This is a genomic window from Bradyrhizobium sp. CCGUVB14 (assembly GCF_024199935.1).
In the GTDB taxonomy this organism is placed as follows: Bacteria; Pseudomonadota; Alphaproteobacteria; order Rhizobiales; family Xanthobacteraceae; genus Bradyrhizobium.
The window spans coordinates 5,943,003-5,967,165 of the sequence record NZ_JANADS010000001.1 but is presented as its reverse complement, the minus strand read 5'-3'; the positions used below and the strand labels follow the sequence as shown (position 1 = coordinate 5,967,165).

The 24,163-nt window shown below is 63.9% G+C and carries 22 protein-coding genes; 8 read left to right on the top strand and 14 right to left on the bottom strand.

Annotation, left to right across the window (positions count from 1 at the left end):
- Positions 1–44 precede the first annotated feature (44 nt).
- Positions 45–1,283 carry an MFS transporter gene (locus NLM32_RS27905; RefSeq protein ID WP_254132013.1) on the top strand — a complete coding sequence of 413 codons (1,239 nt, stop codon included), beginning with the start codon at positions 45–47 and terminating at the stop codon, positions 1,281–1,283.
- Between the two features lie 191 nt (positions 1,284–1,474).
- On the opposite strand, the gene NLM32_RS27900 is transcribed toward NLM32_RS27905, so the two are convergent.
- The 5 genes from NLM32_RS27900 to NLM32_RS27880 form a co-directional block, all read right to left on the bottom strand.
- On the bottom strand, positions 1,475–2,608 hold the full coding sequence (locus tag NLM32_RS27900) for a hypothetical protein (protein ID WP_254132012.1): 1,134 nt from the start codon (positions 2,606–2,608) through the stop codon (positions 1,475–1,477).
- Positions 2,609–2,866: 258 nt separating this feature from the next.
- The gene (locus tag NLM32_RS27895) at positions 2,867–3,823 is read right to left on the bottom strand and encodes a hypothetical protein (protein ID WP_254132011.1); all 957 of its coding nucleotides are present in this window, start codon (positions 3,821–3,823) and stop codon (positions 2,867–2,869) included.
- 241 nt (positions 3,824–4,064) lie between these two features.
- Positions 4,065–5,918, bottom strand: coding sequence for a tetratricopeptide repeat protein (locus NLM32_RS27890; protein WP_254132010.1), 1,854 nt, complete (start codon positions 5,916–5,918; stop codon positions 4,065–4,067).
- A gap of 212 nt (positions 5,919–6,130) precedes the next feature.
- Entirely contained in the window at positions 6,131–6,298 is a 168-nt protein-coding gene (rpmG, locus tag NLM32_RS27885; RefSeq protein ID WP_057756569.1) for a 50S ribosomal protein L33, read from the bottom strand.
- A 124-nt stretch (positions 6,299–6,422) separates the two neighbouring features.
- Positions 6,423–7,748, bottom strand: a complete 1,326-nt coding sequence (locus NLM32_RS27880) for an LLM class flavin-dependent oxidoreductase (RefSeq protein ID WP_254132009.1) — start codon at positions 7,746–7,748, stop codon at positions 6,423–6,425.
- A gap of 203 nt (positions 7,749–7,951) precedes the next feature.
- Between NLM32_RS27880 and NLM32_RS27875 the strand changes: the two genes are divergently transcribed.
- Both NLM32_RS27875 and NLM32_RS27870 read left to right on the top strand, forming a co-directional pair.
- Positions 7,952–8,491: a hypothetical protein gene (locus NLM32_RS27875; protein ID WP_254132008.1), complete on the top strand. Its 540-nt coding sequence runs from the start codon at positions 7,952–7,954 to the stop codon at positions 8,489–8,491.
- A gap of 66 nt (positions 8,492–8,557) precedes the next feature.
- A complete protein-coding gene (locus NLM32_RS27870; RefSeq protein WP_254132007.1) occupies positions 8,558–9,928 on the top strand; it encodes a metallophosphoesterase in 1,371 nt (456 codons plus the stop codon).
- An 18-nt stretch (positions 9,929–9,946) separates the two neighbouring features.
- Here the strand turns inward: NLM32_RS27870 and NLM32_RS27865 are convergent, their stop codons facing one another.
- Genes NLM32_RS27865 through topA form a run of 4 tightly spaced genes read right to left on the bottom strand, consistent with a single transcriptional unit; the run spans position 9,947 to position 16,280 of the window.
- Positions 9,947–10,696 carry an NUDIX domain-containing protein gene (locus NLM32_RS27865; RefSeq protein ID WP_254132006.1) on the bottom strand — a complete coding sequence of 250 codons (750 nt, stop codon included), beginning with the start codon at positions 10,694–10,696 and terminating at the stop codon, positions 9,947–9,949.
- Between the two features lie 33 nt (positions 10,697–10,729).
- Positions 10,730–11,170 (bottom strand): DUF983 domain-containing protein, encoded by a 441-nt coding sequence (locus tag NLM32_RS27860; protein WP_254132005.1) that lies wholly within the window; start codon positions 11,168–11,170, stop codon positions 10,730–10,732.
- Positions 11,164–13,515, bottom strand: coding sequence for a ribonuclease R (rnr, locus tag NLM32_RS27855; RefSeq protein WP_254132004.1), 2,352 nt, complete (start codon positions 13,513–13,515; stop codon positions 11,164–11,166). Before rnr ends, NLM32_RS27860 begins: the two co-directional genes overlap by 7 nt.
- Positions 13,516–13,523: 8 nt before the next feature.
- Positions 13,524–16,280, bottom strand: coding sequence for a type I DNA topoisomerase (topA, locus tag NLM32_RS27850; protein ID WP_254132003.1), 2,757 nt, complete (start codon positions 16,278–16,280; stop codon positions 13,524–13,526).
- Between the two features lie 226 nt (positions 16,281–16,506).
- On the opposite strand from topA, the gene NLM32_RS27845 reads away from it, so the two are divergent.
- A complete protein-coding gene (locus tag NLM32_RS27845; RefSeq protein WP_254132002.1) occupies positions 16,507–16,746 on the top strand; it encodes a hypothetical protein in 240 nt (79 codons plus the stop codon).
- Positions 16,747–16,962: 216 nt separating this feature from the next.
- Here NLM32_RS27845 and NLM32_RS27840 read toward each other — a convergent pair whose 3' ends face one another.
- Together NLM32_RS27840 and NLM32_RS27835 are read right to left on the bottom strand one after the other, a co-directional pair.
- Positions 16,963–17,517, bottom strand: a complete 555-nt coding sequence (locus NLM32_RS27840) for a flavodoxin family protein (RefSeq protein WP_254132001.1) — start codon at positions 17,515–17,517, stop codon at positions 16,963–16,965.
- 92 nt (positions 17,518–17,609) lie between these two features.
- Positions 17,610–18,077: a helix-turn-helix domain-containing protein gene (locus NLM32_RS27835; RefSeq protein WP_254132000.1), complete on the bottom strand. Its 468-nt coding sequence runs from the start codon at positions 18,075–18,077 to the stop codon at positions 17,610–17,612.
- Between the two features lie 121 nt (positions 18,078–18,198).
- Between NLM32_RS27835 and NLM32_RS27830 the strand changes: the two genes are divergently transcribed.
- Positions 18,199–18,972: an SDR family NAD(P)-dependent oxidoreductase gene (locus NLM32_RS27830; protein ID WP_254131999.1), complete on the top strand. Its 774-nt coding sequence runs from the start codon at positions 18,199–18,201 to the stop codon at positions 18,970–18,972.
- Between the two features lie 172 nt (positions 18,973–19,144).
- Positions 19,145–19,327 (top strand): hypothetical protein, encoded by a 183-nt coding sequence (locus NLM32_RS27825; RefSeq protein WP_254131998.1) that lies wholly within the window; start codon positions 19,145–19,147, stop codon positions 19,325–19,327.
- Between the two features lie 57 nt (positions 19,328–19,384).
- On the opposite strand, the gene NLM32_RS27820 is transcribed toward NLM32_RS27825, so the two are convergent.
- Complete coding sequence (locus NLM32_RS27820) at positions 19,385–19,993, bottom strand: FMN-dependent NADH-azoreductase (protein WP_254131997.1); 609 nt, start codon at positions 19,991–19,993, stop codon at positions 19,385–19,387.
- Positions 19,994–20,077: 84 nt separating this feature from the next.
- Here NLM32_RS27820 and NLM32_RS27815 point away from each other — a divergent pair, with 84 nt between their 5' ends.
- Positions 20,078–20,488 (top strand): helix-turn-helix domain-containing protein, encoded by a 411-nt coding sequence (locus NLM32_RS27815; protein WP_254131996.1) that lies wholly within the window; start codon positions 20,078–20,080, stop codon positions 20,486–20,488.
- Here the strand turns inward: NLM32_RS27815 and dprA are convergent.
- Positions 20,485–21,627, bottom strand: coding sequence for a DNA-processing protein DprA (gene dprA, locus NLM32_RS27810; RefSeq protein WP_254131995.1), 1,143 nt, complete (start codon positions 21,625–21,627; stop codon positions 20,485–20,487). The two genes, NLM32_RS27815 and dprA, sit on opposite strands and share 4 nt — an antisense overlap.
- Before the next feature lie 90 nt (positions 21,628–21,717).
- Between dprA and NLM32_RS27805 the strand changes: the two genes are divergently transcribed.
- Positions 21,718–22,962: an amidase gene (locus NLM32_RS27805; protein ID WP_254131994.1), complete on the top strand. Its 1,245-nt coding sequence runs from the start codon at positions 21,718–21,720 to the stop codon at positions 22,960–22,962.
- Here the strand turns inward: NLM32_RS27805 and NLM32_RS27800 are convergent.
- Positions 22,954–24,135, bottom strand: coding sequence for a patatin-like phospholipase family protein (locus NLM32_RS27800; protein ID WP_254131993.1), 1,182 nt, complete (start codon positions 24,133–24,135; stop codon positions 22,954–22,956). The genes NLM32_RS27805 and NLM32_RS27800 overlap by 9 nt on opposite strands.
- Positions 24,136–24,163: the final 28 nt, after the last annotated feature.

The following is a 24,163-nucleotide window of genomic DNA, read 5'->3' as shown; positions in this document are numbered from 1 at the left end:
TGCAGATGCCGGCGCGCGTCCAGCGCCCATGAGGGAGAAGAAAAATGCCCCTGTTGCAGGTCCTGCGCCCGACATTGCCGATCCTGATCGGCGCCTCGATCATGCTGACGCTGAGCATGGGCCTGCGGCAATCGCTCGGCATCTTCATGCAGCCGCTGACGCACGACATCCACCTCTCGGTGTCGGACTTCACGCTGGCGCTGGCCGTCCAAAACCTCGCCTGGGGCTTTCTGCAGCCGCTCGCCGGCGCGATGACGGTCCGTTACGGCTTCCGTCCCATCATGATCGTGGGCGCGCTGATGTATATCGTCGGCCTCATCCTGATGGCGACCGCGAACGGGCTCGTCAGCATCATGATCGGCGCCGGCGTGCTGATCGGCACCTCGCTGGCCTGTACCGCGGCCGCGATCGCGATGTCGGTGGCGGCGCGTGCGGTGCCGGCAACGGTGCGCTCCACCGTGCTCGGCATCGTCTCCGGCGCGGGCTCGCTCGGCGCGCTGCTGTCGGCGCCGATCGGGCAGATGCTCAACGAGGGCTTTGGCTGGCGCATCGGGCTCGCCGGCTTCGTCGTCATGTCGGTGCTGATGATTCCGGCCGCATGGTATGCCGGCCGCGTCGACGCCGTTCCGCTGCCGAAGCCGGCCGCCGACGACATCGGCGACGCCACGGCCGCGTCCGTGACAAAGGCAGCATTCGGCAATGCCTCCTTCGTGGTGATGACCTGTGCCTATCTCGTCTGCGGCATGCAGCTGGTGTTCCTCACCACGCATCTGCCGTCATACCTGGCGATCTGCGGCCTCGATCCGATGCTGAGCGCGCAGACGCTCGGCATGATCGGCGGCTTCAACGTGCTGGGCTCGCTGTTCTTCGGATGGGCCGGCCAGCGCTGGAACAAGCTCGCGCTGCTCGGCGGCATCTACATCCTGCGCTCGCTCGCGCTGGCCTGGTACTTCATGCTGCCGGCAACGCCATTCTCGACGCTGCTGTTCGGCGCCATCATGGGCTTCCTCTGGATGGGCGTCGGCCCGCTGGTCGCCGGCGCTGTCGCCGAGATGTTCGGCCTGCGCTGGCAGGCCATGATCCAGGGCCTCGCCTTCATGAGCCACCAGATCGGCAGCTTCCTCGGCGCCTATGGCGGCGGGGTGATCTACGACGCACTCGGCTCGTACAATATGGCCTGGCGCATCGGCGTCGCGCTCGGTCTTGCCGGCGGCATCATCCAGGTCGCCTTCGCACTGATCCGGCCGGCGCAGCCGCCGACGCCGGTGTTGAAGGCGGCGTAGCCACACGTAGCCTTCGAGCGCCCGCTGAGGAGGGTACACCGGACGCCACCTGCTTGGCCGCAATGGGCTGCTTGTGACCCAAGTCAGACATCCAGGCGGCGTGGGGGCGCCATCATCTATCTGATGTTAAGCGGCAAACGAGTCATAGCCGAGTCGATTAGCGACAACTATTCGTGCTTCGCGATTCTTGATCATCTTGGTGGGCCATATTTGTCGTTTACCGCCCAAACCATGAATAGCGGATCTTTTCCGTACGACGGGGCGTAGAACCGCTGCTCAGCAATCTTCTCGCCGATTTCGAACGGCCGTTTAGCGGCGCTCTCCAGGCGGACTTTTAAAATGTCTTCGACGAGTCCAAACGCGGTCCCGAATACAAATTGGCAAATTCCGAAATATCTTTCCAGTTTCTCCTTTTGAACTTGCCGGTCAAGCTCGTGTAAGTCGTCAAACATTTCTTCGCTGATTTCAGCGATACTCTTCGTGCTCGTAGCCAAATCCTGCACGTGAGCTCGAAGCCTTCTTATGGGGGCGGCATACTCATCTCGGCTGACGAAATCGATAAGATCTTTGATGGTGCTTAACCTTGGAATAACAACCTCGGGGATGGCTATCTCAATGATTTTGATCTCAGGCGCACCATCGATTAGGCCCGGTAAATCAAGATCGAGGTGAGTAGCAATCGGTCTTTTGCCTAGCGCTAAGAGCGCCCGGCGCTCAGATTCAAGTTGAAATGCGGTTGTGTGCATCCTTGCCCGATTATGGAGCATCAGAATTTGATCGTCGGTCATTTTTCGCAAACTCGTCATCGGGGTTTTGACTACATATTCCCGCAAACCAAATTGCGTGGATACGAGCCTGAGCTGTTCGATCCACCGTCGACCCCAATCAGCATCTGAGAGGTCTTTGCAATCAGTCCGAATTATCGCCTCGGCGGCCATCGCGCAGGCATTGAAATCTGCTGTTTGAAATAGCTCGTTCAGCTGACCAACCTCCATAGTTTGATTTAGAGGTGCACGTCTGCCACCGTCTAACTCCTCTTCCGAATATATCTCGTTCAGATCGAAACAAATTCCTTTGCTTCGAGCATAGGCAAGGTCGTTCGTCAAAAAATTCTCGCCGCCGCCGTTCATACTCTCGAAATTGGCCAATTCAGCCACTAACACAGGCCCAGCAGCTAGATAGGGCAAGATTACTCGATCGATGAGAAGTTGACGGTGTCCTTGTCGATCTGGTCGACCCTGGACGTAAAGACTGCTCAGGTTCATCGCAGAAGTCAGGGCGAACTTTTCGCGTGATCTGATGTCTTCTCTCTGAAGTGACTTCATGTCAGATAATCCCAGAAGTGTCTCTGTTGCCTATTCTTAAAAAACTGCCTTCAACCGAGAAGGCTGCAGTTCGTAGGATGGGTAGAGCGTAAGCGAAACCCATCAATCCGTGCGGCGATGGCGAAGCATGATGGGTTCGAAGGCTCAGCCCTTCCTACGAGCTGGCTCGATCCTCGCGCAAATGAACCATTCTTCGTTGCGAGCATCGCAGCGTTGGAGCTGGAAGGGGGTGCGTTGGAAGAAATCCAACTTCTGAATTTAAGTACCTAGCTTTGAGAGCAGGAATTTCATGTAACTAGCCGCAGCTTGGGGGGCGGAAGCGCCCATCTGATTTCCAGTAACGACGACATTACGCCCATAACGGAAGACAAAGTATTCAGGATCGGCCGGTACCGTAATTGACTCCTTAGCTCGCTTTCCTATCTCGCTGCTCAAGGAAAGTGCCTCCCCTCTAATTCGGCGCCACTGATCATCAGAGAATCTCTGTTGAGATTCTAGAACGCGGATTGTCGCCAGACATTTGGCGCGCAGCTGGGCGTTGGAAAGGTTGGAGAAATCTCCGGTAGGAGAAGGCAAATCGACAACGGCGTCCGAACGCGCGAAAACATTGTTTTCGACGATGGCGTCAGCTTTATTCCGCGCCCGAACAACCCTGTCGATGTTGCCAAGAACAGTGTTCCCGCTGAACTTTAATTTGGAATCGTCGATATCAATAGCTGCTGGAGCTTCGTTTCCGCCTTTGTCGGGCGGTTTTGGTGATACTTCGGAGACGTGTCCGGTCTCCGTTTTTTCAGGCGGTGAGGCCTGATCAATTTTTCCATTAGCTGGCTCGGCCATCGGGGCCCCGGCAGAAACCTCGGCTACCTTTGGTTTCGCTGGTGCTAACTCGAACTGAGGCACAAGAACGAGCCAGACAATCCCTAAAAGAGGGCCTCCAATTATCAAAACCCATGGACCCCACAAATGCATGCCCATTCTCCGTTTCCTAATTGGTCCCCAGGCTGCGAAAGAATAGACGGCTGCGGCAAAGCATGTGGCGGCGATTACGTGCAGGTCCGCGTTGGGGCTGGTTAGCCAATGTGGCAGATTGTGGAAGCCAAATATTTCTGCCCACGCAGCGATGTTGGAGGCCGCATCTTCTGGCTTGACCGAGGCTGCCCCGATCAGGACCGGAAGTCCTAAGCCAAGAGGGAGTGCCTTGATCCATTCGCGCATGGGCCATCCTTTCCTATGCACCGTATCCTAGATCTAGCAACCTTGAATGTATGCAATCCGGGGTTTCCCCCATCGTTCATTCCTTCTTCTGGAATGAACGGCAGCATTTCATCATCTAGAGAGAGCTAAGCCCGCGAGGTGGCTTTTGCGCCATAATACCGCGGCGCAGCGCCGTTTTGCTCTGCGCAGCAGCGTTGCACGCTGCAGCGCGTCCGGGACACGAGCGCAGCCCGCATCCGGATCAGGCTGTCAGGAGCGACGATCGATCCTGCCTGGCCCGCCACGCGGCGACCTGCTTCTCGAGTTCGACGCGAACGTCGTCCACGACGCTGGCCCAGTCGCCGCGCTCGGGTTGCCTGAACAGCCGCATTGACCGGTACCACGGGCTGTCGTCGCGATTGAGCAGCCAGCGCCAGTCCGGATTGAACGGCACCAGCGTCCAGACGGGCGCTGCAAGCGCGCCGGCGAGGTGGGCAACGCTGGTGTCGACCGAGATCACCAGATCGAGGCACGACATCAGCGCGGCCGTTTCGCTGAAATCCGTCAGATGTTGCGTGAGGTCGACGATGTCGGGGCGTTCGCTGAGGAAGGCCCGGTCCTGATCCCGGACGCCTTTTTGCAAGGAGACGAACTGGACGTCGCAATCGAGCAGCGGCGCAAGCGTGCGCAGCGCCATCGATCGGTTGTGGTCGTTCTTGTGATCGGGATTGCCCGCCCAGACCAGGCCGACGAGGAAGCGGGGGCGAGGGCCAAGCCGATCTTCAAGCCGCTCTTGCCACGCCTTCACGCGCGCCGCCGGGGGCGCAGGCACATAGCCGTGCGCATAAGGGATCGTATCGAGCCGGGTCCCGAACGCCAACGGCAGCGTTCCCAGAGGGCAGTGCAGGTCGAACGCCGGCGTCGACGATCGGCCGATACACTCTGCGACCCCGATGATGCCGCCGAGGCACTGCTGGATCGGCGGCTCGACCTCCAGGATGACCTTGGCGCCGAGCGCCGCGACCATCGGCACGTAGCGCGCGAACTGGATCGCATCGCCCAGTCCCTCGTCGGAGTGCAACAAAATGGTCTTGCCTGCGATCGGCAGGTCGCCACGCCAGAGCGGTTTTGAAAAGCCGCGATCGACCAGGCCGACCGAGGCAAGCCGCCACCGCGCCTCGCGCGCGAGCCAGCCGCGCGCGAAGTCGCCGGTCAAGAGCTGCAGCGTCGCCAGATAGAACAGCGTCTGCGCGTCGTTGGGAGCGGCCGCGAGCGACCTGTGCAGGGTCGCGAACGCTTCATCCAGCAATTGCAGATGCAGCAACACCACGGCCTTGTTGTTGAGCACGGCATGAAAATCGGGGCGAAGCGCCAGCGCGGAATCGAAGCAGGCAAAGGCCTGCTCCAATCGGCCAAATCGCCAATGCAGCAGGCCGAGATTGTTGTGCGTCTCGGCGAGGCTCGGGTCCAGCGCGATGGATTTTTCGTAGTCGACTTGCGCGTCCTCGAAGCGGTCGACCTTCGAGAGGCAGACGGCCCGCATCTGGTACAGGGCTGCGGAATTTCGATTGAGCCGCTCGGCGATGTCGAAGCATTCCAGGGCTTCCGCATGCCGGCCGAGCTCAAGCAGCAGCATGCCGCAGTTTTGCGCCGGCTCCCAATATTGCGGATCGAGTTTCAGGGCCTGCTGGTAGTGCAGCACGGCCTCGTCGTTCTGCCCCAGTTGCCAGAGCAGATTGCCGAGGTGATTTTGGAGGACCGCATCATCTGGCCTGAGGCTCAACGCCTGGGCGTAATGCTGCCGTGCGTCCTCGAGCTTACCTTGCCGCTCCAGCACCGTGGCGAGGCTCAGGAGGTATTCTGCCTTCGGCGACTGCTGGACGGCGCGCCCGATCCATTCCACGGCGGCGTCGGGCTGCTGCGCGTGAAGACACAGCATGCCGAGCAGGTGGAGGGCATCCGGGTGCTGCTCGTCCAGCGTCAGCGCCTGCTGGCAGCACAGCTCGGCCTCGGCGATCCGTCCCGATTGAAGATGTGCGAGGCCCGCCTGGCACAGCGCGGCGGGCGTCACCTGTCCGGATGGTGTGGCCGCGGCGGGGCGCTCTCTGAGATTCATGAACGGCTGGGGATTGATCCGAGGCAACCTCGCAATTGAAGCCAGCGAGGCTCTTCCCTCTAACCACGCCAGGATTTCGCGAGGCTGACGGCGGTGCGTCGTCGAGCCCGCAGCGCGCGGAGAGCTCCTCGGAATGACGGCGTGGAGAGAGAGGGGCCCAAACGAAAACGGGGCCCAGAGGGCCCCGCAAAAGTCTTCAGTGTACCGAGATCTTACTTGATCTTGGCTTCCTTGAATTCGACGTGCTTGCGCGCGACCGGGTCGTACTTCTTCTTGACCAGCTTGTCGGTCATGGTGCGCGAATTCTTCTTGGCGACGTAGTAGAAGCCGGTGTCGGCCGAGGACACGAGCTTGACCTTGATGGTGACCGCTTTGGCCATGTTCTGAACCTCAGAATATTGGGGAATCTGGAGCCGGCCAAACGGCCCGCGTTGGCCGGCAACCTAGCCAGAAACCGCCTGATGTCAAGGTTTTACACCCTGAAAACCACTCAAATCGGGCTCATCAGGCCTCGAAGAAGCGGTTTTTCGGCCGGGGAAGGCCCAGATTCTCCCTCAAAGTGGCCCCTTCATACTCTTTCCGGAAAATCCCGCGCCGCTGCAGCTCCGGGACGACCTTGTCGACGAAATCATCGAGCCCGGCCGGCAGGAACGGGAACATGATGTTGAATCCGTCCGAGCCGCGGCCGACCAGCCATTCCTCCATCTGGTCGGCGATGGTTTTGGCGGTGCCGACGAAGGACAGCCCACCATAGCCTCCGACGCGCTGGGCGAGCTGGCGCACGGTGAGCTTGTCGCGTTTGGCGAGGTCGACCATGCGCTGCCGGCCGCTCTTGCTGGCGTTGGTCTCGGGGATGTCAGGCAGCTGTCCATCCGGATCGAAGCCGGAGGCGTCGGTGCCGAGGATCACCGAGAGCGAGGCGATGGCGCTGTCGTAATGCACGCGGCTGTCGAGGAGGGCGCGCTTCTCCTTGGCCTCATCGACGCTGTCGCCGACCACGACGAAGGCGCCGGGCAGGATCTTCAGGTGCTCGGGATCGCGGCCGACCTTCTCCATGCGGCCCTTGATGTCGGCATAGAGCTTTTGTCCGTCGGCGAGGCTGCCGCCGCCGGTGAAGACGGCTTCCGCGGTCTCGGCGGCGAGCTGCCTGCCGTCCTCGGAGGCGCCGGCCTGCACGATCAGCGGCCAGCCCTGAACGGGGCGGGCAATGTTGAGGGGGCCCCGGACCTTCAGATATTTGCCGTTGTGGTCGAGCACATGCATCTTCGCGGGATCGAAGAACAAGCCGCTCTCGACGTCGCGGACGAAGGCGTCATCGGCGAAGGAATCCCACAGGCCCGTAACGACGTCGTAGAACTCGCGGGCGCGCTTGTAGCGCTCGGCGTGCTCCATATGGTCGTCGAGGCCGAAATTCAGCGCCGCATCCGGGTTCGAGGTGGTGACGATGTTCCAGCCCGCGCGACCGCCGCTGAGATGGTCGAGGGAAGCGAAGCGGCGGGCGACGTGATAGGGCTCGTCGAACGTGGTCGATCCCGTCGCGATCAGGCCGATGCGCTCGGTGACGGCGGACAGCGCCGACAGCAGCGTGAACGGCTCGAACGAAGTCACGGTGTGGCTGCGCTTGAGCGCGTTGACCGGCATGTTCAGCACGGCGAGGTGATCGGCCATGAAGAAGGCGTCGAACTTGCCGGCCTCGAGCTTCTGGATCAGCGTCTTGATGTGGCCGAAGTTGAAATTGGCGTCGGGCCAGGCCCCGGGATAGCGCCAGGCGCCGGTATGGATGCTGATCGGGCGCATGAACGCGCCGAGCTTGAGTTGCCGTTGTGCCATCGCGCCCAAAATCCCGTTCTGGTGTCGTTGGACAAAGACATAGGCACGCTGGGGAACTCCGCCATCGGGGGAGGCGGGAAGAATTTTTTGTTTTTCGCGACAGGCTCAGCACAATCGCGTCATTCCGGGGCGGCGTGCGGCGGTGGCGGTCGAACCATCCCGCCGCTCAGCCCGACCAAGCCATGACCCGTGAGGAGACTTCAATGGCAGTTGCAATGACCGTGGACGGCATCGTCCGGATCGACCGGCCGATGCCCTGGTTCGGCCGGCTGCTGTCGCTGCCGCTGCTGGCGGCGAGCGCCTATCTGCTGTGGAATGTCGGGCTCGGCCTGCGCCAGGATTTCTCCGGATTCGGCAGGCTCGCCGACGACCTCGTGCCGGTGCTGGTGTTCACGGGGCTCGGGCTGCTCGTCGGCATCCCCGGCGTGATCCTGCTCACGTTCCGGACCTACGTCATGCTCAACGAGGCGCTGCGCCAGATCGTCATCACGCGGCAGTTCGGGCCGCTGAATATTCGCAAGCAGCGCGATCTCGCCGACTATCACTTCATCAGCATCACCGACGACTACGATCCCGAGCTGACGACCTACGACGTCAATCTCTGCGGCAACAAGGGCACCGAGCCGATCACGCTTCAGAGTTTTACCAAGCGCGAGGAGGCGGACAAGCTCGCGAGCGAGATCGGCCGCGTCTTAAAACTGCCGGCGCGCGACTATGTCGGCACCGAGCCGGACGCGGAGTGATCAAGGCCGGGTTGCGACCCATTCCGAAAATTGTCATCCTCGCGGCAGAATCCGCGATGGAAGACCATGACCTCCGCCAAAAATTTCATTTCCGCGCTGCTGCCGCGCGGCAAGGGCCACCAGTTTTTGTTGTACGGCGATGCCTGTTCGGGCGTGCCTGGCGCCTTGCACGAAAAGACCTTCGCCTCGGTCAACGCAGTCGTACAGCGCCTGAGGCCGCAGCCTGACTTCATTCTCTTTCCGGGCGACGAGATCATCGGACTTACGCCTGATCCGGACGCCCTGCGTGCGCAGTGGCGATATTGGCTGGACACGGAAATGGCCTGGCTCGACCGTGCCGCCATTCCGATGTGGCACACCACCGGCAATCACACGACCTACGATGTGATGAGCGAGGCGATGTTTCGCGACGTGCTCGACCTGCCGGACAATGGGCCACCGGGGCAGACCGGTCTTTCGTACTTCGTGCGGCGTGGCGACCTCCTGATGGTGTTCGTCCACACGCTCTGGAGCGGCCTTGGCGGTGAGGGCCATGTCGAACTCGCGTGGCTCGAGGCCACGCTTCGAGACCATCGCGATGCCCGGCATAAGCTCGTTCTGGGCCATCATCCGGTGTTTCCCATCAATGGCTTTACCGGGACGTATCAGCGCGAGATCGGCCACGAATATTCCCGCCCGTTCTGGGACATCCTCGTGAACGAAAATGTGCTGGCCTATCTGTGCAGCCACATCCTCGCCTTCGACGTGCAGGCACATCGCGGCGTTCTCCAGATTTGTACTGCAGGCGCGGGAACGGCGCACAGGATGCCGGAAGGCGTGGAGTATCTGCACTGCATTCAGGCCGCGCTCGACGACGAAGGCCTGCGCTACCAGGTGCTTGATACCGACGGCGTCGTCAGGGAGAGGCTGGAATGGCCGCTGCCCGATGCTGATCCCGCCGGGTGGAGAGAGCTACAGCCCGGAAATGTCGAAGCGCCTTTCAGCGGCGAGGTGAAAAGCGGGCGCCGGATCGAGCTGAGGCTCATGGGGCAAAGCGCTGCGGCCGATGTTGCAACGGCGCAGACGATCTTCACGGCTTTCGAACCCGGCTCGATCGCGCCGTTCTGGCTTGGCACGCGCGGACCGCGGCAAACGCTGACAGCCATCGTGGGTCGTCAGCCGGGGCGAAGCCCGACCTATTGGTTCGGACCGGATCTTTCGCCGGGCGAGGACTTCGATATTTCCGTCACGATGTACCCGGACATGGGTCCGGGCGGTTTGTTGTATCGCCGTCACGACTCCGCGCGCTGGTCGTCCTTCACCTCTGCGACGGCGCAGGGGCTGGAGCAGCTGTCATGGCCCCGGCATTGGGCGATTGGCCACGGACAAGGGGGCCGCGAAGACCGTGCCTTCAGAGGCGCTGCGCTGAGCGTCCTCATCGCGTCAGACGGGAATTGATGGCGGCGTGCTGCGACGTCAGCTCAAAATATCCTTCTGCATCTTGCCGCCATAGAAATGGAAGAACGGAACCGGTGCGTCGTGGCGTAAGGGGCCGGTGGCAAGGCGGGTGTCGAGCTCGTTGAGCACATTCCGCGTCATGGGATGCAGATCGGCGAGCGGCTTTGAGCCGAGCTCGACCCAGACCAGTTCGACCAGCTCCGCATCGGCATGGATCACGCCCTCGACGTGATGGGTGATCGCGGATGCATCCGCGGTGAAGAAGCGCGTATCGAACCGCTTGACGCGGCCGGGCGGCGTGATCGCGCGCGCGATCAGGAACAGGCTGGAGGGATCAGGCAAGAGGCCTGCGTCCGCGAACGGCTTCCAGGGGCCTTCGAGCCTGGCCTTTCCCTCCGACTTGCGCCCGAGGCAGAGACCGGTTTCCTCGCAGGCCTCGCGGATTGCGGCGATCGCCAGCGATTTCGCGCGCGAGGCCGGGGTCTTCGGGCTGCCCTTGGCGAGATTGGCCTCCAGCTCCGTGGTGATCGGGGCTGCAACCGGCACGCGATAATCGTCCTTGTCGACGCGGCCGCCGGGGAAGACGAACTTGCCGGGCATGAACACCACCTTGTCGTGGCGTTTGCCGACCAGCACCTTCGGAACGGCGCCGCTGCGATCGACCAGGATCAGTGTCGCCGCATCCCGGGGACGGAAATAGGGATGGTGGTCGGCTTCCTTTTCCTCGTGGACCTTGGCCTTCTCGGCCGTCTGCGCCGTATCGCTCATATCCTCACCCAAACCGCTTTTTGCTTATTTTGCTTACACAGGCGGAATACCATCCGGCGGGTTCTCGTCAAACCCGTGCATGCGCAGAGCCCATTGCAAGCCGACCACAGCTCCCTTCACCGGCTGCAACAGTCCGAGGGAGGCGAAGAAGGTGAAGGGCAGATAGGCCGCAAAGGTCAGCCAGCCCGGCGTCGTGTAATTGGTCTCGATCCAGAGGATCGCAGGCACGGTGATGTGGCCGACGATGACGATCACGAGATAGGCCGGGAGATCGTCGGCGCGATGCGGCGTGAAGTCGAGGCCGCATGTCGCACAGTTGTCCGCGGTCTTCAGGAAGGCGCGGAACAGTTTGCCTTCACCGCAGCGCGGGCAGCGGCTGCGAAAACCGCGCTTCATCGCTGCCCAGACATCGCGCTTCTCGACGAGGCCGGTCTCGCGCGTCCAGATCTTCGGGGCTGTGCTCATGGTCACCATGCCTTGCCCTTCTTGCTCTTGCCCTTGTTCTTGCCTTTGCCCTTCTTCGCCTTGCCGGATTTTGGCTTCGGCGGCTTGCGTTTTCTGTCCGGGCTGCGTCCGGGGTGCGCCTTGAGCGAGGGACGGCGTTGCGGGCCAGCCTGCCTGCGGTCGCGCGGCGCAGTTGCGCTATCCGACGACAGCAGCTCAAAACGAAGCGCACCCGCGACGGGGGCCGCTTCGATCAGGCGGACGTCGACGACATCGCCGAGCTGGTACATGGTGCGGCTGCGCGTGCCGACCAGCGCGTGACGGCCCTCGTCATAGTTGAAATATTCCGTGCCGAGGGATCGGATCGGAATCAAGCCGTCGGCACCGGTCTCGCTCAGCTTCACGAACAGACCGGCGCGGGTGACGCCGGAGACGCGGCCCTGGAAACTCGCGCCGATGCGGTCGGCGAGGTGATGCGCGATCAGGCGGTCGACCGTCTCGCGCTCGGCCTTCATCGCGCGCCGCTCGGTCAGCGAAATATGGGCGGCGACTTCGCCGAGGGTTTCCGCCGTCTCGCTGTCGGGCAGGGCGCCTTCGCCAAGCCCGAGCGCGCGGACCAGCGCGCGATGCACGACGAGGTCGGCATAGCGGCGGATCGGCGAGGTGAAATGCGCGTAGCGGCGCAGATTCAGGCCGAAATGCCCGTAATTCTCCGACGAATATTCGGCCTGCGCCTGCGCGCGCAGCACGACTTCGCTGACCAGCGGGAAGTGGTCGTGGCCTTCGAGCTGGGCCAGCACGCGATTGAACAGCGCGGGGCGCAGTGCGCCGCCCTTCGCGAAGGGGACGTCGAGCGTCTTCAGAAATTCCTGGAGCGCGTGGACCTTCTCCAGCGTCGGCTCGTCGTGCACGCGGTAGATCAGCGGGAGCGACTTCTTCTCCAGCATCTCGGCCGCCGCGACGTTGGCGAGGATCATGAACTCCTCGATCAGCTTGTGCGCATCGAGCCTTTCCGGAATGACGACACGATCGACGGTGCCGTCGCTCTTCAGGAGGATCTTGCGCTCGGGCAAATCGAGATTGAGCGGATCGCGCTCGTCGCGGGCGCGCTTGACGCAGGCGTAGGCTGCATAGAGCGGCTTCAGGATCGGATCGAGCAGAGGGCCGGTGGTGTCATCCGGCCGTCCGTCGATCGCGGCCTGCGCCTGGGCGTAGCTCAGCTTGGCGGCCGAGCGCATCAGGATGCGATGGAACGAGTGCGAACGCTTGCGCCCGTCCGGGGCAATGATCATCCGCACCGCGAGCGCGCCGCGCGGCTCGCCCGGCACCAGCGAGCAGAGATTGTTGGAGATGCGCTCGGGCAGCATCGGCACGACGCGGTCGGGGAAGTAGACCGAGTTGCCGCGGTCGAGCGCGGCGCGGTCGAGCGCGGTGCCTGGCTGGACGTAGAAGCTCACATCGGCGATCGCGACATCGACGATGAAGCCACCCTTGTTGTTCGGGTCGGGATCCGGCTGCGCGTGCACCGCGTCGTCGTGATCCTTCGCATCCGGCGGATCGATGGTGACGAGGGGGACGTCGCGCCAGTCTTCGCGACCCCTGAGGTTCGCCGGCTCTGCGGCCTCCGCTTCGCGCTCGGCGGCGGAGGAGAATTGCAGCGGGATGTCGTGGGCGTAGATCGCGATCAGGCTGATCGCCTTCTCGGACTTGACCGAGCCGAGCTTCTCTTTCACCCGGCCTGAAGCGAGGCCAAAGCTGCGGGTGCGGACGATGTCGACGCTGACGAGGTCGCCGTCCTGCGCGCCTTTCGTATCGGCGGCGGCGATGTTCAGCTCGCGGTCGGCAGACTTCTTGTCGACCGGGATCAGCCGTCCGCCGCCGTCGGGCAGCTCACGGAACACGCCGAGGATGCGGCTCTTGGTCTTGTCGAAGACCTTGATGATGTGGCCGCGATAGGCCGGGCCTTCGCTCTCGTTGGTCGGCTCGACCCGCAGCAGCGCGCGGTCGCCGACGCCGGCTGCGGTGCCGGGCTTCGGCCGGCGCGGTAGGGTGATGAGGATCTTCGGCGGCTCGCCGCTCTCGACCTCGTCCCATTCGGCAGGAGAGGCGATCAGCTCGCCGTCGGCGTCGCGACCGGTAATGTCGGCGACCAGCGTCGCCGGGAGAGCGTCCGGCTCCGAGACCGTGTGGCGTTTTTTCTTGATGGTGCCGTCGTCGGCGAGCTCGCGCAGCAGGCGCTTGAGCTCGATGCGATCGGCGTTCTTCAGGCCGAACTCGCGCGCGATGTCGCGGGTCCCGACCTTTCCTGGATGTGCCTTGATGAAGGCGACGATGGCTTGCCTGTCGGGAAAGCCATGGTCATTCTTGCGTTTCACTTAACCTCTTAAGTCGTGCCGGCACTCTTCTTGGCCGGAGCTTTGGCGGCGGACGCCTTGGTCGGCGACGTCTTGACTGCTGAAGTCTTGGCGGTCGACGACACGGCTGCGCGTGCCTTGCTGGTGGAATGGGATTTGGTCTTGGCCGCTTTCTTCGCGGCCGGTTTCTTCTTCGGCGCGTCGTCGCCGTCGGCGGCCTTCACCGCGGCCTTCTTGGCCTTGGCCGGCTTCGCCGCCTTCTTCGCCTTGGTCTTGCCGCCGCCCTTGGCCGCGCGCTCGTCGATCAGCGCGATCGCCTGTGCAATCGTCACGGTGTCCTTTTCGAACTCTGCGGGAATGGTCGCGTTGACGCCGCCGGCGGTGACATAGGCGCCGTAGCGGCCGCTCTTCACGGTGACGGTGCCGAGCGTCGGATGATCGCCCAGCGCCTTGCCGGGATCGGCGCCGAAGCGGCGGCTCGGCCCCTTGGCGACCTTCTCGGCAATCAGCGTCACGGCGCGATTGAGGCCGATGTCGAAGACCTCGTCGCCGGCCTCGAGGCTGGCATAGGTCTTCTCGTGCTTCACGAACGGCCCGAAGCGGCCGAGGCCCGCGGTGATCGGCTCACCGGTCTCGGGATGCTTGCCGATCTCGCGCGGGAGCGACAACAGCTTCAGCGCAAGCTCGAGCTCGACATCGCTGGGCGAGGTGCCCTTCGGGATGCCCGCGCGCTTCGGCTTCTCGCCTTCCTCATAATCCTTCTGCTCGCCGAGCTGGATGTAGGGGCCAAAGCGGCCGGCCTTGACCCAGACATCGCGACCCGTATCGGGGTCCTGGCCGAGCGAACGGTCCGCGGTGGTCTCGCTGTCGGCGGCGAGCTGACGGGTGTAGCGGCATTCCGGATAGTTCGAGCAGCCGACGAAGGCGCCGAACTTGCCGGCCTTGAGGTTCAGCCGGCCATTGCCGCAGCTCGGGCACTGCCTGATGTCGCCGCCATCGGCGCGCGGCGGATAGATGTGCTGGCCCAGCATGTCGTCGAGCACGTCCAGCACCTGGGCGACGCGCAGATCCTTGATCTCGTCGACGGCGCCGATGAAGCCGGTCCAGAAATCCTTCAGCACCTGCTGCCAGGAGATCTCGTTGTTGGAGATGCGGTCGAGCTGCTCCTCCAGATTGGCCGTGAAATCGTATTCGACGTAGCGGTTGAAGAAGCTTTCGAGGAACGCGACGACGACGCGGCCCTTGTCTTCGCCGTGCAGGCGCTTCTTCTCCAGCTTGACGTAGCCGCGGTCCTTCAGCACCTGGAGGATCGAGGCATAGGTGGAGGGCCGGCCGATGCCGAGCTCTTCCATGCGTTTGACCAGCGACGCTTCGGAGAAGCGCGGCGGCGGCTCGGTGAAATGCTGGGTGACGGAGAGCGAGTCCCGCTTGATCGTCTCGCCCTGGCTCATGGCGGGCAGACGGCGGGAATCCTCGTCCTCCTCGTCGTCACGGCCTTCCTGGTAGAGCGCGAGGAAACCGTCGAACTTGACGACCTGGCCCGTGGCGCGCAGCTCTAGCGTGCGCGCACCTGCCTTCGCCGTGATGTCGACGGTGGTGCGCTCCAGCTCGGCCGATTCCATCTGGCTGGCGATGGTGCGCTTCCAGATCAGTTCATAGAGCCGCGCCTGATCGGCATCGAGCTTGCGGCTCATGCTGTCGGGGCGCCGCGACATGTCGGTCGGGCGGATCGCTTCGTGCGCTTCCTGGGCGTTCTTGGCCTTGGCCTGGTACTGGCGCGGCGCGTCCGGCACGTAGGCGTTGCCGTAATCCTCGCCGATCACCTTGCGCGCCTGGGTGATCGCCTCGGGGGCGATCTGCACGCCGTCGGTACGCATATAAGTAATGAGTCCGGTGGTCTCGCCGCCGATGTCGATGCCTTCATACAGGCGCTGGGCGATGCGCATGGTGTGCGCGGGCGCAAAGCCGTATTTGCGGCTGGCTTCCTGCTGCAAGGTCGAGGTGGTGAAGGGCGCCTGCGGATTGCGGCGCGCGGGCTTTGCGTCGACCGACGTCACCGCGTAGGTCGCGAGTTCCAGGGCCTTCTTGAAGTCTTCGGCTTCCGCGCCGGTACCGATGTCGAGGCGCTGGATCTTCTTGCCGTCGGCGCCGACCAGACGCGCCTCGAAGGCGTCGCCGCGCGGCGTCAGCAGCGTTGCAATCAGCGACCAATATTCGCGCGGGACGAATTTCTCGATCTCGAGCTCGCGGTCGCAGACCAGCCGCAGCGCGACCGACTGCACGCGGCCGGCCGAGCGGGCGCCCGGCAGCTTGCGCCACAGCACGGGGGAGAGGGTGAAGCCGACCAGATAGTCGAGTGCGCGGCGCGCCATATAGGCGTCGACCAGCGCACCGTCGATCTCGCGCGGATGCTTCATAGCGTCCGTGACGGCCTGCTTGGTGATAGCGTTGAACACCACGCGCTCGATCTTCTGATCCTTCAGCGCGCGCTTCTCTTTCATCACCTCCAGCACGTGCCAGGAGATGGCTTCGCCCTCGCGATCAGGGTCGGTCGCCAGAATCAGGCGGTCGGCACCCTTCAGGGACTTGGCGATATCGTTGAGCCTGGAGGCCGCCTTGGGGTCGACCTCCCAGATCATCTTGAAATTGGCCTCGGGATCGACGGAACCGTTCTTCGCCGGCAGGTCGCGGACATGCCCGAATGAGGCCAGAACCTCGTAGGACGAGCCCAAATACTTGTTGATCGTCTTGGCTTTCGCCGGCGACTCCACAATGACGATATTCATGTAGTTCCAGTAACTTACGGGGAAATATGGGGCCGAAATCGACGAGATTCGGATCGGCCCTTTCGACCCGAACATGGGTGGTGAGGCCCTCGCTGTCAAATCGAAGGGTGTTGAAAGCCCGCCAAATGGGAAAAGTTTCATATCGAGAAAGTTGCGAAATACCACCTTGGAGTTGTGGCCGGTGTCGGCGTAATGTTTCCGCGGGGCATGGATTCGGGTGGGGCTGGTGGCAAAGCCAGGAAAGAAACGGGCGCGCGCCGCAACGGGCGTGCGGGGAGGCTCGCGCAACGAGGAACCGGGGGAGGGCGGGGTCGATGAGGCCGTGGGCTTCATCGCCGAGCAGGTGGGCGCATTGCGCAAGCTCGCCGAGCGGCACAAGCTCGACGTGCTGCATTATCTCCTGGGGATGACCAAGCTCGAGGCCGACGAGCATTTGCGGCTGCGGAGCAAGCGCAAGCTGTCGTGAGGGGCTGGTGCTTTTATCAGACCCGTCATCCTGAGGCGCGAGGCATGGGACGCATCGCGTCCCATGGGGAGCCTCGAAGGATGCGTGGCCGAGATGCTTCGGCGCTCTCCCCGCCGCAACAGCCGGGCCGTCGTCCTTCGAGGCTCGCCGAAGAGGCGAGCACCTCAGGATGACGGGGATGGAGTTGAGCGCACCGCTCGCAATGACGGAGTGGGATTAGCCGTTGCGCCCAGCCATCCTGGCCAAGCGCTGGCCGAGGTATTCGGCCGTGCTCACATCACTCTGCGGCAAGGCATCGTCGATCAAATGCGTCGCCAGTCCGAGCTGGCTGCCGAGGCGATTGCGACCGCCCGGATCCTCTCCGCCCGGGACATCCAGCCCGCACCAGAGCATGCCGTGCTGGGCCGCCAGAATGGAAAAATACGTCAGCGTGTGCAGTTGATCGCCGCTTGCACATGCGCCCGTCGTGAAGCCGCCTGCGATCTTGTTGGCCCATCGCTGCTCGCTCCATCGATCGCTTGAAGCGTCCGCGAAGGCTTTGAACTGCGCCGATGGTCCGCCCATGTAGGTCGGGCTGCCAAACGCGACCGCGTCGGCGCGGTCGATCGTCTCCAGCAATCGACCATTCCGGAAGCGGCCCGACACGATGTCGTCGCCGGCGATCCGACACAGCGCGACCTCCGCCATCCCGTTCGCGCCGTGCGCCACTGCATGCGCCAGCTTCTCGGTGGTGCCGGAGATGGAGAAGTAGACGACGGCGAGCAGGGGCATGGTGGCGCCACTTTGGGTGTCGGGTCATCTTCGACGCCGTCTATCTTTTGTACAAGTCCCTCCGCGTCGTCACTGCGAGCACTTTGCCTTCGTTACGCCGACCGACGCCGCGGTGCTGGTCGCGGCTTCAAGGTGATGTCGGCCAGGCTGAGCAAGCGGCCGTCCTCGGCGTGCAGTTCGAGCTTCTTCACCGGACGGCCCTTGGCGCGATCGACCATGATGGTGTCGATCTCCTCGGGGCTGTCGTCGAACTCCTCGCTCCACTGCCGGAGCGCGACCAGGATCGGGAAGAGGCCGCGTCCCTTCGGCGTCAGCACGTACTCTTGATAGGCGCTGCCGTCGGAGGCGGGGGTCATCGCCAGGATGCCGTGGTCGAGCATCGATCGCAGCCGCACCGACAGGATGTTCTTGGCCATGCCGAGCTTGCTCTGAAACTCGCCGAAGCGGCGCAGGCCCAGCATCGCTTCGCGGATGATCAGGAGCGTCCACCAGTCGCCGATCACCTCCAGCGACCGCGCGACCGGGCAACCGTCGCCCTCAAAACTCGTTCGTTTCACCATCGTCCTGGTCCTGTCGCGTTCGCCCGATTTCGGCGCCGATCACGCGCTTGTGTGGTTGCATCATAAAACCATTTGGCCTAGATGGCAACATAGTTTCATAATGCAACCACTGGAGACGACCATGAGGCTGAAGAACAAGACGGCGCTGATTACCGGCGGCAACAGCGGCATTGGACTGGCGACGGCAAAGCTGTTCGTGGCCGAGGGCGCCAAGGTCATCATCACCGGGCGCAACAAGGAGACGCTGGAGGCCGCAGCGAAGGAACTCGGCCCGAATGCGATCGCACTCGTTGCCGATGCCACCGACATCGCCGCGACCGAGGCCGCGATCAAGCAGGGCACCGAAAAGTTCGGCAAGCTCGACATCCTGTTTGCCAATGCCGGCATTCCCGGCGGCACGCCGCTGGGATCGGCGACGCTCGATGTGTTCGAGAAAGTCATCAGCACCAATCTCACCGGCGTATTCTTCACCGTGCAGTCGGCGCTGCCTTATCTCAACGACAACGCCTCGATCATCCTCAACGGCTCGGTGATCTCCGTGCTCGGCATTCCCGGCTATTCGGCTTACGGCGCGGCGAAGGCCGGCGTGCGGGCGATGGCGCGGATCATGGCCTCGGAACTGTCGCCGCGCGGCATCCGCGTGAATGTCGTTGCGCCCGGTGCGATCCGCACGCCGATCTGGGGCGCTGCGATCGCGACGCCCGAAGCGGAGAAGGCCTTCGAGAAGCGCATCGGGCTGTCGACGCCGCTCGGGCGAATTGGTGAACCGGATCACATTTCGAAGACGGTGTTGTTCCTCGCCTCCGACGATGCCGGTCACATTCAGGGCCAGGAGATCTTCGTCGATGGCGGCGCGGTTGCGTCGCCGAGCGGCGCACCGATCTATCGCGGTTGATCGACGTTTGCGAAAATTGAATCGGCCGGCGCGCGAGGTGCGGTTGCGTCGGCCGGTTCCCACATCTTGCGAGACGTATTTTCTGAAGCTTGCGTGATGCGTTGAACCTTCGCGCAGGTTGCCAAGACCTTTTTACGGGCAGGGTCATAAGACCCATTTAAGGGAGCCCGTTATGCCAAAAGCAGCACGCATTTATTCTCCGATTTCAGCACCGCGTATTTACACAGAACGTTCAGCAGTTCCCGCCAAGCACTCCGACACGTCCGAGTTCATCGGGGTCGCCATCTTCTCCGGCATCGGGCTTTTCATTTCGCTTCTCGCCGTGATCCTGGGCGTGCAGGGCGCCTGGTTTTAGTCCATTCGAACTGTCAGCCGCCGCCGGAGTCCGGCAGCGGCTGTCGTCGGCGTTACCTTACGCCGCGCGCAAGCTGGTGGCCGCCTGGAGCGCGCCGGCCAGCGCCTTTTCGCGATGATCGGGACCGACCTGGATTCCGTCTGCGACGATGAATTCAGGATTGATGCCGATGAAGCCGAACACCCCACGCAGATAGGTTTCGAGATGCTCGAGCGCGGCCATCGGCGTATCCGCGCCATAGTAGCCGCCGCGTGAGATCGCCAGGATCACGCGCTTGCCGCCGGCAAGGCCCTGCGGTCCGTTCGCGCCATAGCTGAACGTCTTTCCTGCGACGACGACGGCACGGTCGATCCACGCCTTGAGCTGGCTCGGAATCGTAAAATTGTACATGGGCGCGCCGATCACGACGATGTCGGCCGCCAGGAACTCGTCCAGCGCGGCAGCGCCGGCAGCGAGGTCAGGGCCGAGTTCGGCAGGCGCGGGAGCGCCCTGTGCGACGGCCAGGTGAGGTCCTGAGAGGTGGGCGAGCGGGACCTGGGTCACATCGCGGTAGACCACTTCGAGCGAGGGCGTCGCCTGTCTGAGCCGGTCGACGATGGCGGCGGATACCTGCCGGGAGACGGAGTGGGGGCCGAGCACGCTGGAGTCGATATGGAGGAGTTTCATTTGGGGTCACCCATGGTATAGATTTGTAACCCGCACTACATGAGTGACTATCAAAACCCCCGCAAGAACGCACTTTTTTGAGCCATGGGCACATCTTTGAGACCTGCACACACTGATTTGCCTGCCGAACGGAGGCCGAATCCCGACCATTCCGACTGCCGCGGCGTGGCCTCGGTGCTGTCGCGTGTCGGCGACAAATGGAGCGTGTTCGTCATCATGAACTTGAGCGACGGACCGAAGCGCTTCAATGAGCTGAAGCGGATGATCAACGGCATCTCGCAGCGGATGCTGACCCTGACGTTACGCGGGCTGGAGCGCGACGGCCTCGTCACGCGCACGATCTTCCCGACCATTCCGCCGCGCGTCGATTACGAGCTGACCGATCTCGGCCGTGGACTCCAGGAGCCGGTGAAGGCACTCGGCGAGTGGGCGATGGGCCATCTGATGCAAATTGAGGCTGCACGCACGCGCTTCGACGAGCGCAACGGCGGCTAGAGCAACGAGACGAGACCGCCGCCGTGGCGTTCGAGCCGGCCGGCGAGCTCGAGCTCCAGCAGCACCGTGCGCACGATCGCGGGCGAGGCGCCGGACATCCGCACGAGATCGTCGATCGAGATCGGCGTGGGACCGAGCAGGCCCGTGATCTGGTCGCGGTCGTGGCCTTGCGGATCGTTCTCGAACGGCTCGCTGTCCGGCTCGCTGATCGGATGCATCAGCGGCCGCTCCATGATCGGTGCGACGGCGTTGACGATGTCGGCCGCCTCGGTCACGAGGGTCGCGCCCTGCTTGATCAGATCGTTGGTGCCGGCGGCGCGCGGATCGAGCGGCGAGCCGGGGACGGCGAACACTTCGCGGCCCTGTTCGGCCGCCATGCGCGCGGTGATCAGCGAGCCCGAGCGGTGCGCGGCCTCCACGATGACGACGCCGAGCGAAGCACCCGAGATCAGCCGGTTGCGGCGAGGGAAGTCGCGGGCGCGCGGCTCGTGGCCGAGCGGCATTTCGGAGATCGCCGCGCCCTGGTGGTCGAGGATCGCGGTGAGCAGATCGCCATGTTCGGGCGGATAGATGCAATCATGTCCGCCGGCGAGCACCGCGATCGTGCCGCTTTCGACGCTGGCACGATGCGCGGCCTGATCGACGCCGCGGGCAAGTCCCGAGATGATGATGAAGCCGGCCTCTCCAAGCTCGCGCGCGAGCTGGCCGGCGAATTTCAAGCCGGCGCCGGAGGCATTGCGCGAGCCGACGATGGCGATCATCGGGCGCATCAGCGTTGCGTTGTCGCCGCGCACGGCGAGCAGCGGCGGCGCATCGTCGAGTGTCGCGAGCCGTGCCGGATAGCCGTCCTCGCCGGGCGCGCGCCAGGCGATGCCGAACTTGCGGCTCGCGGCGAGCTCGGTGCTTGCTTCGTCCACACTGCAGATGCGCCCGGATCGCGACGCACCGCCGCGGCGCGCCAGATCCGGCAGCCGCTCCAGCGCGGCGCGGACGTTGCCGAAGTGATCGACCAGCGAACGGAAGGTGCGCGGCCCGACATTGTCGGAGCGGATCAGCCGCAGGTGGTCGATCCGTTCAGCCTCGGTCAGCTCCACGCTTTGGTTGATGGCGTCCACGGCGTCTCCTTGTGGCGCCAGCATGGAACAACCTGAGGGCGTGGGCAACAGCAGCGTGCGCTTGCACGGCCTCGTCGCGATGCTAAAAGCGGTCCCAATAAGAAGGATTTTGCCATGATCTCACTTGCCGACCTCCAGCGCCGCATCGCGAGCGGCGAGCTTTCGCCGGATGACGCGGTCGCCCAGTCGCACGCGGCGATCGAGGCACGCGAGAAGGACGTCCGTGCCTTCGTCCGTCACGACAAGTCGGCGAAAGCCCAGGCCACCGGCCCGTTGCGGGGCATCGCGGTCGGCATCAAGGACATCATCGACACCGCCAATATGCCGACCGAGATGGGCTCGGAGATCTATCGCGGCTGGCAGCCGCGCGCGGACGCGCCGGTCGTGATGATGCTGAAGCGGGCAGGCGCCACTATCATCGGCAAGACCACGACCACGGCGTTCGCCTCGCGCGATCCCACGCCGACGCTTAATCCGCATAATCTGGGCCATACGCCGGGCGGCTCGTCCTCGGGTTCGGCGGCGGCCGTCGGCGCCGGCATGATCCCGCTGGCGCTCGGCACCCAGACCGGCGGCTCGGTGATCCGGCCCGCCGCCTATTGCGGCGCTGCTGCGATCAAGCCGTCGTTCCGGATGCTGCCGACCATCGGCGTGAAATGCTATTCGTGGGCGCTCGACACGGTCGGCCTGTTCGGATCCCGCGCGGAGGATCTCGCGCGCGGACTTTTGGGGATCACCGGGCGCACCGAATTCGACGGCATTACGCCCGCGAAGGCGCCGCGCATCGGCGTGGTCCGGCAGGAATTTGCCGAGGCCGTGGAGCCGGCAGCCGAAGAGGGCTTGCAGGCCGCGATCAAGGCGGCCGAGAAGGCCGGCGCCAGCGTGCAGACCATCGATCTGCCCGAGTCCGTCAAGGAGGCCTGGCGCATCCATCCCATCATCCAGGACTTCGAGGCGCATCGCGCGCTGGCCTGGGAATTCGACCAGCATCACGACGAGATCGCGCCGATGCTGCGCGAAAGCCTCGATGCCACCGTCGGACTGACGCCGAAGGAATATGACGACGCGCGCCGGATCGCGCGCCGCGGCCGTCGCGAGCTCGGCGAGCTGTTCGAAGGTTTCGACGTGCTGCTCACCTATTCGGCGCCGGGCGTAGCGCCGGCCAAGGAGCTCGCCTCGACCGGCTCGCCCCGCTACAACCGGCTGTGGACGCTGATGGGCAATCCCTGCGTCAACGTGCCGGTGATGAAGGTCGGTGGCCTGCCGATCGGGGTGCAGGTGATCGCGCGCTTCGGCAACGATCCCGTTGCGTTGGCGGCGGCGTGGTTCTTGGAGAACGCGCTGGCGAAATCAGGCTAGCACGGGCTCGGCGGCGCGTGCGCGCGCCGGCTGCGAGACGCCGGCGCCTTGCCCGAGCCAGCGCTCGGCAGCCTCGCGGCCGCTCCGGTGCAGCAGGCGAATGAAGCCGCGGCCGAGATCGGTCGATGAGCGCTGTGCAAGGCCCTCGATCGAGTCTTCCGCGGCGATCGTCGAGAGCCTCAGCGCGGGGGCTGCGTGCGACTGCGCCCATGCGATCGCCGCGATCTCGGCTTTGAGCGCGGCGTTGGACGCGATCTGGTCGAGGCGGCGATCGATCGCAGCGAGCGTGATCGGCACGTAGCTGTCGCGCGTGGGCGTGACCTGGACGAGCAGCAGGTCGGCGGTGGTCGATTGCTGCGCCAGTGCTATCAGCGGCGGATTGCCGCCAAGGCCGCCATCCCAATAGGCTTCACCGTCGATCTCGACGGCGCAGTGAACCAGCGGCGGGCAGGTCGAGGCGAGAGCGACGTCGGCAGTGATCGCGTCATTGCCAAAAATCAGCTGCTGGCCGTCGCGGATCCGCGTCGCCGCGATCAGAAGCCTTGGGCATTTGGCATCACGCAAGCCGGCGAAATTGATGTCGCGCGACAGCGCCTGCCGCAGCGGATCGAGATCGAACGGATCGAACTGGCCGGAGCGCAGCGTCGGCCCGAACGCGACCGAGCTTCCCGCCGGCGAAAAGCCGCCGATCAGCATCAGCGAGCGGAACGAGGCCTCGTGCATCAGCCGGAGCCAGAACCGGTTCAGCCGCGCGCGTGCCGCTTCGCGGCCGCCTTCGGCAAGACCGCCCGCGAGCAGCAGCGCGTTGATGGCGCCGGCGCTGGCGCCGCTGATCGTGTCGAATTCAATGGACGGCTCTTCCAGGAACCGCTCCAGCACGCCCCAGGTGAAGGCGGCAAAAGTCCCGCCGCCCTGAAGCGCCAGCGACAATCGTCGCGGTGGCCATTGATCGGCGTGCGGCTGAGCAGGCGCAGCATGCGCGGGGGCGGTGACGATCTCAAGCGGGACAGGAGCCTGCGAGACGGGCGCGGGTGGCGTCGAAACGGCGACCAGTTTTGGTGTGGGCGGCGGCGAGGGCGCATCAGACCAGATGTTGGTCGACGAGAGCAGCCGGCTTGCCGCAGTGCCCTGCGAGCCGCCGTCGTCATGCGTGCCGTCAATCTTCTCGCTCATTCTGAGCAACCGCGTAACGCCATCTCCG